This window comes from Mitsuaria sp. BK037 (assembly GCF_014193045.1).
Taxonomy (GTDB): domain Bacteria; phylum Pseudomonadota; class Gammaproteobacteria; order Burkholderiales; family Burkholderiaceae_C; genus Roseateles.
In genome coordinates, this window is record NZ_JACHYS010000001.1 from 627,304 (window position 1) to 640,953 (window position 13,650).

A 13,650-nucleotide genomic window follows, 5' to 3' on the forward strand; every position below is an offset into this window, starting at 1 on the left:
CGGTCAGCGCGCGCGGCTCAGGCCTCGCCCGGGCGGTCGCGCGGCACCATCTCGAGGTAGTCCGCGATGCGGCCGCCATCCAGCGGCTTGACCATCACCCGCAGCGAGTTGACGCGCTGGCCCATGCTGATGCCATCGCGCCGGCGCACCTCGGCAAAGCCCTGGCGCTCCCAGAAGCGTTCCGCGCGGTCGTTGCCGACGACCACCCCCAGCCGCACCCACGCGGCGCCGCGGCGCCGCATCCAGCGTTCGAGTTCAGCGTAGATCTCGCGCGCGGCCGGCGAGCCATGCAATTCGGTGGCGACGATGAACAGTCCCACCAGCCAGACCCGCGGCGCCATCAGGTCCGACACCAGCGAGGCCATCGCGACCAGTTCGCCCTGGTCGTCCGCATAACCCAGCAAGCGCTTGGCGCTGAAGCTCCATCCTTCGGGGGGAAGGTCGCGGATTTCCTCGCGGGCCTCGTCCGGACGGGGTGGGGCGCCGTTGACCTGCTCGAAGTAGAGGGGGTTCCGTTCATAGAACCGCTGCAGCAGGTCCTCGTCGCTGGCCTGCAGTTCGAGCACGTGAACGCGGGGCAGAGACAAGGAGGGGGGAAGGGGGATCGGCATCGGCGAGGTCCACGAGCCGGCGCCTCGCGGCGCCGTCCATCGGAAAGATCACCGAGCGTACCAAACGTCACGCCAGCCGAAATCCCGCGTGGCCCTTCCCCCGAAGGTGGGGGAAGGGCAGCGGCGGGTCACGCCGCGTCGACGATCACTGGCGGATGAAGGCCAGCAGATCGGCGTTGACGCGCTCCTTGTGCGTGTCGGTCAGGCCGTGCGGCGCGCCCGGGTAGACGATCAGCTTCGCGCCCTTGATCAGCTTGGCCGACGCGCGGCCGGAGATGTCGATCGGCACGATCTGGTCGTCGTCGCCATGGATGACCAGCGTGGGCTTGTCGAACTTCTTCAGGTCCTCGGTGAAGTCGGTCTCGGAGAACGCCTTGATCGAGTCATAGGTGTTCTTGTGGCCGCCTTGCATGCCCTGGAACCACCAGTTGTCGATCAGGCCCTGCGAGACCTTGGCGCCGGGGCGGTTGAAGCCGTAGAACGGGCCGCTGGGGATGTCCTTGTAGAGCTGCGAGCGGTTGCCCAGCTGCGCGGCGCGGATGCCGTCGAAGACCTCCTTGGGCACGCCGTTGGGGTTCTTGTCGGACTTGACCATGATCGGCGGCACGGCCGAGACCAGCACCGCCTTGGCCACGCGCGCGGTGCCGTGGCGGCCGATGTAGCGGGCGACCTCGCCGCCGCCGGTGGAGAAGCCGACCAGCACCGCGTTCTTCAGGTCCAGCGTCTCGATCACGGCGGCCAGGTCGTCGGCGTAGTGGTCCATGTCGTTGCCGTCCCAGGGCTGGCTGGAGCGGCCGTGGCCACGGCGGTCATGGGCGATCACGCGATAGCCCTGGTCGGCCAGGAAGATCATCTGCGACTCCCAGCTGTCCGAGTTCAGCGGCCAGCCGTGGCTGAAGACGACGGGCTGGCCGTTCTTCGGACCCCAGTCCTTGTAATAGAGCTGCACGCCGTCCTTGGTCGTGATGAAACTGCCGGACGGCTGCGCGCTGGCCACCGGCGCGGGCGCGGCCTTGGCGCCGGCGGCCAGCGCGGGCGTGGCGACCGCGCCGGCGGCGGCGATGGCCAGGGTCGAGAGCGCCAGCAACTGGCGGCGCGATTGACGGGCGAGGGTGGAGAGGGCGTTCATGGTGGTGGCTCCTTCAGGGGATCGCGACAAGGCGCGGTGGTGGGATGCGGAGGGCAAGCGGGCGGATGTCTGATTGCTTGCTAATAGTTTGTGTGCGAATTAAATGGCGGGCATGCGGGCGGTTATTGGCGGTGAGAGGAAGGTGAGGAGGGGGTGAGAGGAGGACGGCTTCAACCGGATTTGCGGGCCATCCGCTCGCGCAGGGCGAGCAGGCGGTCGCGCAGGTCGATGAGTTCGGCCAGTTCGGTGTCCGAGGCATCGACGATGCATTGGGGCAAGTGGCTCGCGCGCTGGCGCAGGCCGCGGCCGGCAGGGGTCAGCGTGATCAGCACCTGGCGCTCGTCCTGCGGCGAACGATCGCGGCTGACCAGGCCGGCGGCCTCCAGGCGCTTGAGGAGCGGCGTCACCGTCGGGGAATCGAGGAAGACCCGCTCCGCGATCTCGCCGACGGTCAGGCCGTCGCGCTCCCACAGCACCAGCATCACGAGGTATTGCGGGTAGGTGATGTCGAGGTCCTTCAGCAGCTCGCGGTAGACCTTGTTCAGTCCCAGCATCGTCGAGTAGATCGCGAAGCAGAGCTGTTCATCGATCTGCTGCGGGACACAGACGGCGGGCGTGCCGGTCGTGGTCTGCTGCTTGGAGGAGGTGGTGCGTGCCATGGGAACGAAATTTACTTTGCATGCGAATTAATGGCAAGCGAAAAGATTTACCGGGGTTCGCGAGAGGGGCTTCGGCTGGGCAGAATGCGCCGCGGGAGGAAATGAACGATGCAAGACCAACAGAATGAGCCGGCGCCCGGCCCCGGCGCGACAGCTCTGGATGCGATCACGCGTCATCCCCGTACCTGGGGGCGCCGTGGCTGGGTGGCGGTGCTGGTGGGGGCGCTGTACGGGTTGCTGATGCGCGTGATGTTCGGGAAGGTCCAGGTCTGGGCGCCATGGCTGGGGCTTTCCCGGGACGACGGCTACGTGATGAGCCTGGGCTTCGTGCACCTGACGCCGATGGTGGTGGGCGCGATCACGATCTATGGCATGCGCGCGTCGCGGCCCACCTGGACGCAGGCGGCCTTCGCGCCCTGGGCGGCCACGGCGCTGATGATGATCGGCGCGATGGTGACGCTGCTGGAAGGCGCGATCTGCGTGGTGCTGATGACGCCGCTCTTTCTCGCGATGGCGTCGATCGGCGGCGTGGTGATGAACCTGGTCCTGCGCCACACGCGCCTGGGGACGCTGCAACTGGGCGTGCTGGCGGTCCTGCCCTTGCTGGTCGCCGCGTTCGACGGCCCCTTGACCGCGGAGCGTTGGCAGCGCATCGACCGGTCGGTGATCGTCGAGGCGCCGCCGGAGCGTCTCTGGGCGGAGATCGTCGCCGCGCGGGACATCCGGCGCGAAGAGTTTCCCCGCACCTGGATCCATCTGATCGGCGTGCCGCGGCCCGTCGAGGGCATCCAGCAGATGACCCCGCACGGCGAGGTCCGCGTGTCGCGCTGGGAGCGCGGCGTGCATTTCCTCGGCCATGTGACCGAGCGCGTCGAGGGACGGCGGCTGGCGTGGCGCTACGAGTTCTCACCGGACTCGTTCCCGCCGGGCACGATGGACGAGCATGTCGTCATCGGCGGACGTTACTTCGACCTCGGCGAGACACGCTTCACCCTGACGCCGCTGCCGGCCGGCCGCACGCGGCTGGACATCGAGTCCCACTTCCGCGTCACCTCCAGCTTCAACGGTTATGCGGTGGCCGTGGCGGAGTTCCTCGGCCGGGACTTCGTGGACGGCTTGCTCGTGCTCTACAAGCGCCGCGCCGAGACCCCGGCCTGAGCGCGGTCGCAGGGTCAGCCCGAGGCCCGGTCCGGCGCGCGGTCCGGGCGTGGCGGGCGGGCCTTGCTTGAACCGTGCTCAGCCCCCCTCGCTTGCCCGATGGCGCGACGGTCCCGACGGGAGCAAGATCGCGCCCCGAGGAGACCTATCGATGAACGTCCGCCGCCCTGCCGGGTTGGGCCGCCGCACCCTGTCGGTCGCGGTGGTGGCCGGTCTCGCACTGGCCGCCGCGGCGCAGGCCTCGTCCGGCCCGACCGCCCCGCCGGGGGCGAGCAAGGAAGCGCCGCGCCGGGTGACCTTCATCGCGCAGGATTTCCGCAACGGCGGCATCGCCGCCGTCTTCCGCGGTTTCGAGGAGGCTTGCCGCGAACTGGGCTGGACGCTCACCGTCAGCAACGGCAACGGTGAACGCGCCAAGGTGCGCGCGCATTTCGAGCGCGCGGTCGCCAGCAGCGCCGAGGGCATCGTGCTGGGCGGCTTCAACGAGACCGACATCGCCGACCTGATGCCGACCGAGGCCGGCGCCGCCAAGCCCATGCTGGTGGGCTGGCACGCAGCCGCCCGCCCGGGCGCCACGCCGCTGCTGCAGGCCAACGTGACGACGGAACCGGCCGCCGTCGCCGAGAAGGCGGTGGAACTGGTGGTGCAGTCCGAGCGGGCGCGCGTGGGGGTGGTGATCTTCAGCGACAGCCGCTTCGAGATCGCCAACGTCAAGACGCGGCGCATGGTCGAGGTGCTGCAGCGCTGCGCGCGCTGCGAGGTGCTTGGCGTCGAGGACATGCCGATCTCCGACGCCTCGCGCGCGATGCCGGCGGCGCTGACGCGGCTGCAGCAGCGCCACGGCGCGCGCTGGACCCATGTGCTGGCGATCAACGACGTCTACATGGATTCGCTGAGTTTTCCGCTGCGCGCGATGGGGCGGTCGGACATCGTCGGCATCGCGGCCGGGGACGGCTCGCGCACCGCGCTCAGCCGCATCCGGTCGGGCCGCTCGATGCAGTTCGCCACGATCGCCGAACCGACCGGGTTGCAAGGCTGGCAGCTGGCGGACGAGCTGCGGCGGGGCTTCGCCGGTCAGCCGCCGAGCGGTCGCGTCGCGCAGCCGGTCGCGGTGACGACCGCGCTGCTGCAGGGGCTGTCGGCGACGGCCGGCATCGACGATGCGCTGTCGTACCGCGAGACCTATCGGCTGGAGTGGTTCGGCGCGCCGGGGGGCTCACCGCGTCCCTGAGCGGCCACGCGCTCATGCATCGAGCGCGGGCGAGGGCAGCGCATCCATCTCGCCGTGATCACGCTTGCGGCGGCAGAAGAACTCCCACACCGACTTCGGCCTGCCGTAGCGGCTCAGCGTGCGCTTGTCCAGGTGCTCGATCTCGAAGCAGGCCGTGAGCACCTCCTCGAGTTTCGCGCGAGTGAAGAACTGCTTGGCGACACCATCGACCGGCGTCAGCGCCCAGCTCGAGGCGTCGTCCGGCGCGCCGTAGTGCCAGTCATCCTCCGCGTTCACGCAGCCGATGAGCTTGCCCTCCGGCGCCAGCACGCGCGCAATCTCGCACAGCGCGCGGCGGGTGTCCTCGCGGTCGAAGTAATGCAGCGACAGCTGCGCGACGGCCAGGTCAAACTCACCGTCACGCAGCATCGGCATCGCCCGCACATCCGCCAGCAGGTGGCGCGCCCGCGGCGAATGCCGCCGGCAGCGCGCCAGCGCCTCGGCGGAAATGTCGATGCCAGTGACGTCGACGCCCAGCTCCAACAAGGCAGCCGTCTCCCAACCATCGCCACAGCCGATGTCCAGCGCGCGTCGCACGCCCGGCAATCGATGCTGCCAGCCAGTGAGCCACGCATCCTGATGGCTCAGCGGGTGGGCGGCGTAGCGGCGGTCCCAGACGGCGGAAGGAGGCTCGTCGCTTGGCGGCTCGTCGGCTTCGGTTGGGGGCGGCTCCAAGGCCTCCTGCGGCGACCGAGCACCAGCGGAAGGCGCCGGGGCCCCTTTCCGCTCAATCGCCTCCTCACGCTCGGCATTCGCTTCAAGGGGCCCCGGCGCCTCCCGCTTCGAGGCGGCCAGCGGTTCGTCGTGAGCGCGGGGGGAGGGCGCGGTGGCTGTCGCAGTGGCGGCGGTGCGGTCGGGCGGCGGTGCAGTCATGCACCGCAGCCTACCAAGACCACGACCGCTTCGCCGTGCGCCAAACCACCTTCGCCCGATCCAGGCGACAGGGGCCGCGCCCGGCGGCGCGGGCGCGGCCCGTGGGCTCAGAACTCCTTCGTCAGGCTGACATAGACCGTGCGGCGCTGGCCGTACTGCGGCGCGCCGACGCCGATGCCGGAGCCGTCACGCAACTGGTAGACCTTGTCGAACAGGTTCACCACCGACAGCCGCGCCTCCACCGGACCGCCGCCGCCCAGGTCCAGGCGCTTGCTGAGGTCGGCATTGACCGTGGTGTAGGACGGCAGGTGCGTGGTGTTGGCGAAACCGTTGCGCAGGCCCGACCCGAACAACGCGCTCGCGCCAACCGCATAACCGTCGCCGACCCGCACATTGACCCCGGCCGAAGCGCTCAGCTTCTGCTCGTGGTCCAGGTGCACCCAGTTGCTGGCGATGAAGTCGAGCTCGTCCTGCTCGAAGTTGAACTGGCCCGTCTCGACCTGCTTCGCCCGCGCGTGCGTGGTGCCCAGGTTGGCGTAGGCGGACCAGTCCTTCTCCTTGTAGTTCGCCGTCAGGTCCACGCCGTAGATGCGGCCATGCGCGTAGTTGAAGGCGGAATAGATCAGCGCGTTGCCGAACTGGCCCTCGTCCTGCAGGTGCTGCACGGCGCGGTAGTAGCCGTCCACGCCGAGGGTGAGCTTGGGCGTGACCTGCCAGACCGCGCCGGCATCGTAGTAGTTCGAGCGCTCGGAGCGCACCGCGGTGTTGGCGTCCGACGGCAGCGCGTTGGTCGTGCCGGCGAAGGCGCTGACCGAGGTGGTGTCGATCTTCTCCGTCGGCGGCGGCGTGAAGTAGCGCGCGTAGCCGGCATGCAGGCGCAGCGCGGGCGTGGCGTCCCAGACCAGGCCCACGCGCGGGCTCAGCTGGTGTTCCTTGGTGACGGTATCGACCTGGTCGTAGCGCGCGCCGTAGTTCAGCGTCAGCGTGCGGTCCAGCTTCCATTCGTCCTGCAGGTAGGCGCCCCAGAGGTGGCCGCCCAGGCGGCCGCTGTCGGCGATGCTGATCGGCGTGGCGCTGGTGGCGTTGCCGTCGTCGTCGGCGGGGAAGACCAGCGCGTCGTTGCGCGTGCTGGCGTGCTCGCGCTGGGCGAAGAGGCCGCTGCGCAGCGTGTGCGCGCTGTCCAGACGCCAGCTCATGTCGGCCTGCACGCCGTTGGCCTCGTTGCGGCGCAGGATGTCCGCCGCGACGCCCAGGTACTGCAGGTCGCCGACCGCGTCGGGCGAGTAATGCACGTCGGTGTAGCGGTGGAAGAGCGAGACCTGGTAGTCGACCGTGTCGCCGATCGCGGCCTGGTAGCTCACGACGGCGAAGCGGTTGCGCTCGCGCTGGTGCGCGTCGAGCGTGCTCGAGTCCTTGTCCGGCGTGCCGTCCAGCGCGAACGCGGTCGACTGCCCCGGCGAGTTGGGAATCTGGAACCGGTTGTTGGTGACGCCGGCCATGGCGGTGATGCGGCTGTCGTCGCCCAGCAGGTAGGACACGAGGCCGAAGGCCTTGCCTTGGTGCGTGCGGTCGTGGAGCGCGTCGCGCGAGGCCGTCGGGTTCTCGATGCCCAGGTCGTTGCCGAGGAAGGAGCCGCTGAACTCGTAGCTGAGCCGGCCCTGCGTGCCGTGGACCGAAAGGTCGAGCTCGCGCGAGCGCTGCGTGCCCAGCGTGATGCCGGCGCTGCCGGCGAAGGGCTTGTCGTCGTCGCCGACGCCCTGGGTGGTGATGTCGACGATGCCGGCGGTCCGGTAGCCGTATTGCGCCGGCAAGGCGCCGGTGAGCAGGCTGATGCGGTCGGCGAAGCGGGTCTCCAGCGTCTGGCCGAAGCCGCTGATCGCCTCCGGAATGACGACGCCGTTGATGCGGTACTGCAGGTTGGCATGGTCGCCGCGCACGTGCAGGCCGCCATAGGAGTCCTGCACCACGCCCGGGGCCTGCAGCAGAACCTGGTTCAGCGGCGTGTCGTCGCCTTGCGGGAGGCGGCCGATGTCGGCCTTGCTGAACTTGTAGATCGTGCTGCCGGTGTCGGGCGACAGGCCGTTGCGCGCGGCATCCAGGCGACTGCGCGCGCCCTGGACCTGGACCGTGGGCAGCGCCTGGTCGGCGGTGGGCGTCGCGTCGGCGCTGGCGGACGAGGAGGAGGGCGAGGGCGAGGCGGGGGCAGCGTCGTCGGCGCGCGCGGGCAGGGCGAGCAGCAGCGGATAGGCGAGCGACAGGGACAGCGCGAGGACGCGCAGCGGAGGTTGAGTCATGGTGTTTCTCTGGAAATCTGGAATCGGTCGAGCGCGCGCCGGGCGCCCCGCCTGCGCTTCAAGAAAGCGTTCAGGCGCGGGCGGCAGGCGTCGCGGTCAGGCGGGGATTCAGATCGCCAGGGGCGGGCCGCGGCTGCGCGGCGGCGGCGCGGGGAGCGCGCGCGGGGCGAGCTCGGCGGGCGCCGTCTGGACGTGGGTGGCCTCGGCGAGCACGAACACGGGCGCTTCGGCGCGCGCCGAGGCGGCCAGGTCGTCGAAGGCCAGGCAGGTTTCGCACAGCGGGTCGACGGGCAGCGGATCCGCGTCGGCATGGGGCTGGCCGTCCTGCGCGTCGGTGCCATGCGCGACCGTCGCGGCGGTGGCGCCGGCCGGCGCATGCCCCCGCGCATCGGTCAGGTGACCGATGCCGTGCCACACCGCGCCCTGCTGCGACAGCAGCATGAGCAGCGGGAGCAACCAGTGCAGGAGGTGCTTGCGCATGGGGCGCGATTATGGGGCCGCCGCGATCCGCGCAATTCGTCACGCGCGCTGTCGCCTTGTCCCGTCAACCCCCCGCGAGGGCGATGGGGCGTCGCTTGGCCGGTGGATAGTGTGGCGCGTCGCTCGCGGACCGCCGCGCGCACGGCGGCATGGCCCGCACCGATTTCCCCCTTGTCTCGTCCTCGATCCATGACCGCCTCTGCGTTCGTCCCCGACCTCGTCGGCATTGACCTCGGTACCACCCACTCGCTGGTCGCCTACTGGCGCGACGGCGCCTCCCACCTGATCCCCAACGCGCTGGGCCAGACGCTCACGCCGTCGGTGGTGAGCCTGGACGAGGACGGCAGCGTGCTGGTCGGCGTCGCGGCGCGCGAGCGGCTGCAATCGCATCCGGACCGCACGGTGGCGAGCTTCAAGCGCGGCATGGGCACGGCGACCAGCTACGCGCTGGGCGACCGGAAGTTCCGCGCCGAGGAGCTGTCGGCGATGGTGCTGCGCGCGCTGCGCGCCGACGTGCGGGCCTGCTTCGGACAGGACGTCGACCGCGCCGTGATCACCCTGCCGGCCTACTTCTCCGACGCGCAGCGGGCGGCGACGCGCAACGCCGGCCTGATCGCCGGCTTCGTCGAGGTCAGCCTGCTCAACGAGCCGACCGCCGCCGCGCTGGCCTACGGCCTCAACGAGCAGGAAGACAGCCAGTTCCTCGTGTTCGACTTCGGCGGCGGCACCTTCGACGTGTCCATCCTCGAGCTGTTCTCCGGCGTGATGGAGGTGCGCGCCACGGCGGGCGACAACCAGCTCGGCGGCGACGACGTGGACGCCTGCCTCGAGCGCTGGGTGATGAGCGCGGCCGGCCTGCCCGATGCGCTGCTGCGCGATGAGCGCTTCGTCTCCAGGCTCAAGGCGCGCTGCGAAGCGGCCAAGCGCGCGCTGGGGCCGTCCGGCGCGGTGCCGATCGCGTTCCAGCACGAGTCGCACACCGTCGACCTGACGCTGCACGCCGAGGAGTTCGAGCGGCTGATCCAGCCCGTGCTGGAGCGCCTGCGCCAGCCGGTGGAGACCGCGATCCGCGACGCCCGCATCGGCACCGCCGACCTGTCGGCGATCGTGCTGGCCGGCGGCAGCTCGCGCCTGCACGCGGTGCGGCAGCTGGTGACGCGGATGTTCGGCAAGTTCCCGAACGCCAGCATCAACCCGGACGAGGTCGTCGCGCTGGGCGCGGCGGTGCAAGCCGGGCTGAAGGCCAATGCGGCGGAACTGGCCGAGCGGGTGATGACCGACGTCTGCCCGTATTCCCTGGGCATCGAGAGCGCCAGGCAGGTGAGCGCCGACCGGCTGACGGCCGGCTTCATGTCGCCGATCCTGCCGCGCAACACCGTCGTGCCGGCCAGCCGCGTCGAGTCGTTCTCGCCCATCCATCCGCAGCAGAAGTCCATCCAGGTCCGCGTGTACCAGGGCGAGGCGCGGCTGGTGAAGGACAACATCCTGCTCGGCCAGTTCGACGTGGACCTGCCGCGCTTCAGCGCCGAGCACCGGCCCCACATCGACGTGCGCTTCACCTACGACATCGACGGCCTGCTCGAGGTCGAGGCCACGCCGATGCTGGCCGATCGCTCCGCGGGCGAGCCGCAGCGTCTGGTGATCCAGAACTCCGACGAGCGGCTGTCGCCGCAGGAGGTGGCGCAGCGGCTGAAGGCCCTGTCCGAGCTGAAGCTGCATCCGCGCGAGCGCATGGAGGTGCGCGCGCTGGTCGCTCGCGCCGAGCGCCTGTTCATGCAGGTCGGCCGCGAGGACCGTGAGCAGCTGGGCACGGCGATCACGCGCTTCGAGCTCGACCTCGACTCGCAGGAGCCGCGTCGCATCGAGCAGGGCGGCGAGATGCTGCAGCGCCTGGTGCGCGCGATCGAGGCCGACTCGCCGCTGGGGGTCTGATGCCGGTCTTCCTGCCCAGCTACTTCGTCGCGCTCGGCCTGGACGAGCGGGCCACGGAGGCGGACGTCAAGGCCGCCTACGCCGCCCGGCTCAAGCGCCTGGACCGCGCGCGCGACCCCCAAGGGTTCCAGGCCTTGCGGGGTCACTACGAGGCGGCGATCGCGCACCTGCGCGAAGGGCGCGGGTTCCACGAGATCGAGCCACCCCAACCCCAACCCGACCTGGAGGTGGATCCGGAGCGGGTCGCCGGGGTCGCCTATGAGGACTTCCTTGCGGCGTTCTGGCGCGTCGACGCCCGCGCGCTGGCCGCCGCGGTCGGCTTGCTGCGGAACGCGCTGGCATTGCCGGCGCTGGCCTCGCTGGCGGTCCGCGAGGCGTTTGAACGCCGTGTCGTCGGCGCGCTGTTGAGCCGTAGCCTGCGCCGCCGCTCCGGCCTGCTGCTCTTCGCCGCCATCGAGGCCTTCCGCTGGTCGGAGCGCCAGCCGCTGCTGCCGGCGGACGGTGATGAAGCCGGCCTGCATCGATGGATCGACGCGGCCTTGCTGCTCGACGAGCGCACCCGCACGATCTGGCTGTGGCTGGCGGAGGAGCCGCGCCCGGCGCTGATCGACGCAGTGCCGCTGCATCGCGAGTTCGACTGGAACAGCGCCGTGCGCGAGATCTGCTGCCAGCCGGGCGAGCTCGGACGCTGGCACGCGTTGGCGGTCGGCGAGCCGGCCGCGCCGGCGCCGCGGGAAGCGCCGCCGCCCCGGCTCGGCGATCCGCCGCCGCCGTCGCGCACCACCTGGCGCGAGTGGCTGCAGTGGTTGAGGTCGCCAGCCTTCCTGCTGCTGATCGCGCCGCTGCTGACGGCGGGCCTCGTCATGTCCCTGCTGTGGATGCGCGGCGAGGATCCCAACGCGCCCAAGCCGCTGAGCTGCGCCGACCGTTTCGCCGCCGCGTCGCAGGCGCACTGGAAGGCGCTGAGCATCGGGCAGGTCGAGCTGCTGAACCGCTGCGCCCACGAGGCGCCGCCACCGAAGTGCCAGGACCGCGAGCACCTGAAGCGCCTGACCCGACTGGCGGTGCTGATCGTCAGCTCGCGTGACGGCGGCTCCGCCGACATGACGTATTTCTTCGGCAAGGACGAGGTGGTGCTCGACCCGGAGGATGGGCTGCTGGTCGCGACGCGCGGGGAGCCCTGCGACCGGGCGGCCTGGGAGCTCTATCGACAGGGCAGCTGGCTGCGGATGGGGCATGGGCCGACGGCGGAGGCGATCGTGCGCCGGGCTGCCGTCTGCACGCAGATGGCCGGGCCGACGCGGGGCGATGCCGCGCCGTCGATGCTCAGCCTGGCGAGCGAGTGGTCGGCCGACGACTGGGCCTTCAAGCTGCTGAGCCGGACCGATGTCTGGCAGGTGGCCACGCACCCGAACGGCTTGGCGGGCCTCCCGCCGGCGCCGATCAAACTGGATTCGCTGGTCACCACCGACCCCAAGCTCACCGAGGCGAGGGTCGAAAGCTGGGAAGAGAAGGCACCGGCCTGCGTGGCCGGCGGCCGCTGACGCTGGCGGTCGAGCGCGTGCTGTCGACCGCGTGCTCACCGCCATCCGCCCGCGATTTCCTGCCATCCACCGCAGCGCGGGCGATGGCGGCGATCGGCGCGACCCACACTGGGCGCTCATCCACCCAGACCCGGAGCGTGCCGCATGTCGTCCCCGAAGCATCCCCCGATCGCCCGTCTGCGCGAGCTGCTGCGCGAGAACCGCGGCTTCCTGCTGTTCCTGGTCGGCTTCCTGTTCTTCCGCACCGCGATCGCGGACTGGAACCCGGTGCCCAGCGGCTCGATGCGGCCGACCATCCTCGAAGGCGACGTCGTCTTCGTCGAGCGCGTGGCCTACGACTGGAAGCTGCCGCTGACCGACATCTCGCTGCGGCGCGCCGGTGAGCCGCGCCGCGGCGACGTGGTCACCTTCGGCTCGCCGCGCGACGGCACCCGGCTGATCAAGCGCATCGTCGCCGTGCCCGGCGACACGGTGGAGCTGCGCGGCGACCGGTTGATCCTCAACGGTCAGCCCGCGACCTACGCGCCGGTCGAGGAAGTGGACGAGACGCTGGTGCCCGGCGTGGCGGTGCGCGGCCTGCGCGAGATCGAGCAATGGGGCGACCAGCGCCGCGTCGTGCAGTTCCTGCCGGAGGTCCGCGCGCGGCGCGACTTCGGCCCGGTGGTCGTGCCCGCCGACCAGTTCTTCATGATGGGCGACAACCGCGACAACAGCGAGGACTCGCGCTTCATCGGCTTCGTGCCGCGCCGGCTCATCATCGGACAGGCGCATCGCGTGCTGGTCTCGGCCGACATCACCGGCCGCTGGGCGCCGCGCTGGGACCGGTTCGCCGCGCCGCTGCGCTGAGGCGCGTCAACCACACCGGCCCTGCAGCACGGTCCGCATTGACCTGTGTCGCGCAGGGTCTCTGAGGCCGCGCCGAGAATCGCACGTCCCCTTCATCCAACGATCGACGGAACCCTCATGACGGACCTCTCCCGCTTTCCCATCACGAAGAAGTGGCCCGCGCAGCATCCCGAGCGGCTGCAGCTCTACTCGCTGCCCACGCCCAATGGCGTGAAGGTCTCGATCGCGCTCGAGGAACTGGGCCTGCCGTACGAGCCGCACCTGGTCAGCTTCCAGACCGACGACCAGCTCACGCCCGAGTTCCTGTCGCTCAACCCGAACAACAAGATCCCCGCGATCATCGATCCGGACGGCCCCGGCGGCGCGCCGCTGCCGCTGTTCGAGTCGGGCGCGATCCTGGTCTACCTGGCCGAGAAGACCGGCCGGCTGATCCCGCAAGACCCGGCACGCCGCTACGAGACGCTGCAGTGGGTGATGTTCCAGATGGGCGGGATCGGGCCGATGTTCGGCCAGGTCGGCTTCTTCCATAAATTCGCCGGCAAGGACTACGAGGACAAGCGCCCGCGCGATCGCTACCTCAACGAATCGAAGCGCCTGCTGGGCGTGCTCGAGCAGCGCGTGACCGGCCGCGGCTGGATCATGGGCGACGAGTACACGATCGCCGACATCGCGATCTGGCCCTGGGTCAACAACCTGGTGGGCTTCTACGGCGCCGGCGAGCTGGTGGGCTTCAGCGAGTTCAAGGAAGTCCAGCGCGTGCTCGCGGCCTTCCTGGCGCGCGACGCGGTCAAGCGCGGCCTCAACATTCCCGCGCGCCCGACCGCCTGAGCACGCTCTTCGACTCCCTCTCCCGC

The 13,650-nt window shown here is 70.6% G+C and carries 12 protein-coding genes; 6 read left to right on the forward strand and 6 right to left on the reverse strand.

Annotated features, from left to right (window positions below; all coding sequences use genetic code 11):
* Positions 1-17: 17 nt before the first annotated feature.
* From FHT37_RS02800 to FHT37_RS02810, 3 genes are all read right to left on the reverse strand, one after another.
* Entirely contained in the window at positions 18-587 is a 570-nt protein-coding gene (locus tag FHT37_RS02800) for an N-acetyltransferase (protein WP_183478701.1), read from the reverse strand.
* Between the two features lie 169 nt (positions 588-756).
* The gene (locus FHT37_RS02805; RefSeq protein ID WP_183478702.1) at positions 757-1,740 is read right to left on the reverse strand and encodes an alpha/beta fold hydrolase; all 984 of its coding nucleotides are present in this window, start codon (positions 1,738-1,740) and stop codon (positions 757-759) included.
* Between the two features lie 170 nt (positions 1,741-1,910).
* A complete protein-coding gene (locus tag FHT37_RS02810) occupies positions 1,911-2,399 on the reverse strand; it encodes a MarR family winged helix-turn-helix transcriptional regulator (RefSeq protein ID WP_183478703.1) in 489 nt (162 codons plus the stop codon).
* Positions 2,400-2,507: 108 nt separating this feature from the next.
* On the opposite strand from FHT37_RS02810, the gene FHT37_RS02815 reads away from it, so the two are divergent.
* Both FHT37_RS02815 and FHT37_RS02820 read left to right on the forward strand, forming a co-directional pair.
* A complete protein-coding gene (locus FHT37_RS02815; RefSeq protein ID WP_183478704.1) occupies positions 2,508-3,557 on the forward strand; it encodes an SRPBCC family protein in 1,050 nt (349 codons plus the stop codon).
* Positions 3,558-3,708: 151 nt separating this feature from the next.
* Positions 3,709-4,788 carry a substrate-binding domain-containing protein gene (locus FHT37_RS02820; RefSeq protein WP_183478706.1) on the forward strand — a complete coding sequence of 360 codons (1,080 nt, stop codon included), beginning with the start codon at positions 3,709-3,711 and terminating at the stop codon, positions 4,786-4,788.
* 12 nt (positions 4,789-4,800) lie between these two features.
* Here the strand turns inward: FHT37_RS02820 and FHT37_RS02825 are convergent, their stop codons facing one another.
* From FHT37_RS02825 to FHT37_RS02835, 3 genes are all read right to left on the reverse strand, one after another.
* On the reverse strand, positions 4,801-5,700 hold the full coding sequence (locus FHT37_RS02825; RefSeq protein ID WP_183478708.1) for a class I SAM-dependent methyltransferase: 900 nt from the start codon (positions 5,698-5,700) through the stop codon (positions 4,801-4,803).
* 107 nt (positions 5,701-5,807) lie between these two features.
* A complete protein-coding gene (locus FHT37_RS02830; RefSeq protein ID WP_183478710.1) occupies positions 5,808-7,994 on the reverse strand; it encodes a TonB-dependent receptor in 2,187 nt (728 codons plus the stop codon).
* Between the two features lie 108 nt (positions 7,995-8,102).
* A complete protein-coding gene (locus FHT37_RS02835) occupies positions 8,103-8,474 on the reverse strand; it encodes a hypothetical protein (RefSeq protein WP_183478712.1) in 372 nt (123 codons plus the stop codon).
* A gap of 189 nt (positions 8,475-8,663) precedes the next feature.
* On the opposite strand from FHT37_RS02835, the gene FHT37_RS02840 reads away from it, so the two are divergent.
* The 4 genes from FHT37_RS02840 (at position 8,664) to FHT37_RS02855 (ending at position 13,624) form a co-directional block, all read left to right on the forward strand.
* Entirely contained in the window at positions 8,664-10,406 is a 1,743-nt protein-coding gene (locus tag FHT37_RS02840; RefSeq protein WP_183478714.1) for an Hsp70 family protein, read from the forward strand.
* Positions 10,406-11,950 carry a hypothetical protein gene (locus FHT37_RS02845; RefSeq protein WP_183478716.1) on the forward strand — a complete coding sequence of 515 codons (1,545 nt, stop codon included), beginning with the start codon at positions 10,406-10,408 and terminating at the stop codon, positions 11,948-11,950. Before FHT37_RS02840 ends, FHT37_RS02845 begins: the two co-directional genes overlap by 1 nt.
* Before the next feature lie 144 nt (positions 11,951-12,094).
* The gene (lepB, locus tag FHT37_RS02850) at positions 12,095-12,796 is read left to right on the forward strand and encodes a signal peptidase I (RefSeq protein ID WP_183478718.1); all 702 of its coding nucleotides are present in this window, start codon (positions 12,095-12,097) and stop codon (positions 12,794-12,796) included.
* A 117-nt stretch (positions 12,797-12,913) separates the two neighbouring features.
* Positions 12,914-13,624: a glutathione S-transferase N-terminal domain-containing protein gene (locus FHT37_RS02855; RefSeq protein WP_091723740.1), complete on the forward strand. Its 711-nt coding sequence runs from the start codon at positions 12,914-12,916 to the stop codon at positions 13,622-13,624.
* Positions 13,625-13,650 lie beyond the last annotated feature (26 nt).

Bases quoted from the DNA above. Each gene is read 5' to 3' on its own strand.
- FHT37_RS02805 (WP_183478702.1), bottom strand. From the start codon at position 1,740: ATGAACGCCCTCTCCACCCTCGCCCGTCAATCGCGCCGCCAGTTGCTG.
- FHT37_RS02810 (WP_183478703.1), bottom strand. From the start codon at position 2,399: ATGGCACGCACCACCTCCTCCAAGCAGCAGACCACGACCGGCACGCCC.
- FHT37_RS02815 (WP_183478704.1), top strand. From the start codon at position 2,508: ATGCAAGACCAACAGAATGAGCCGGCGCCCGGCCCCGGCGCGACAGCT.
- FHT37_RS02820 (WP_183478706.1), top strand. From the start codon at position 3,709: ATGAACGTCCGCCGCCCTGCCGGGTTGGGCCGCCGCACCCTGTCGGTC.
- FHT37_RS02825 (WP_183478708.1), bottom strand. From the start codon at position 5,700: ATGACTGCACCGCCGCCCGACCGCACCGCCGCCACTGCGACAGCCACC.
- FHT37_RS02830 (WP_183478710.1), bottom strand. From the start codon at position 7,994: ATGACTCAACCTCCGCTGCGCGTCCTCGCGCTGTCCCTGTCGCTCGCC.
- FHT37_RS02835 (WP_183478712.1), bottom strand. From the start codon at position 8,474: ATGCGCAAGCACCTCCTGCACTGGTTGCTCCCGCTGCTCATGCTGCTG.
- FHT37_RS02840 (WP_183478714.1), top strand. From the start codon at position 8,664: ATGACCGCCTCTGCGTTCGTCCCCGACCTCGTCGGCATTGACCTCGGT.
- FHT37_RS02845 (WP_183478716.1), top strand. From the start codon at position 10,406: ATGCCGGTCTTCCTGCCCAGCTACTTCGTCGCGCTCGGCCTGGACGAG.
- lepB (WP_183478718.1), top strand. From the start codon at position 12,095: ATGTCGTCCCCGAAGCATCCCCCGATCGCCCGTCTGCGCGAGCTGCTG.
- FHT37_RS02855 (WP_091723740.1), top strand. From the start codon at position 12,914: ATGACGGACCTCTCCCGCTTTCCCATCACGAAGAAGTGGCCCGCGCAG.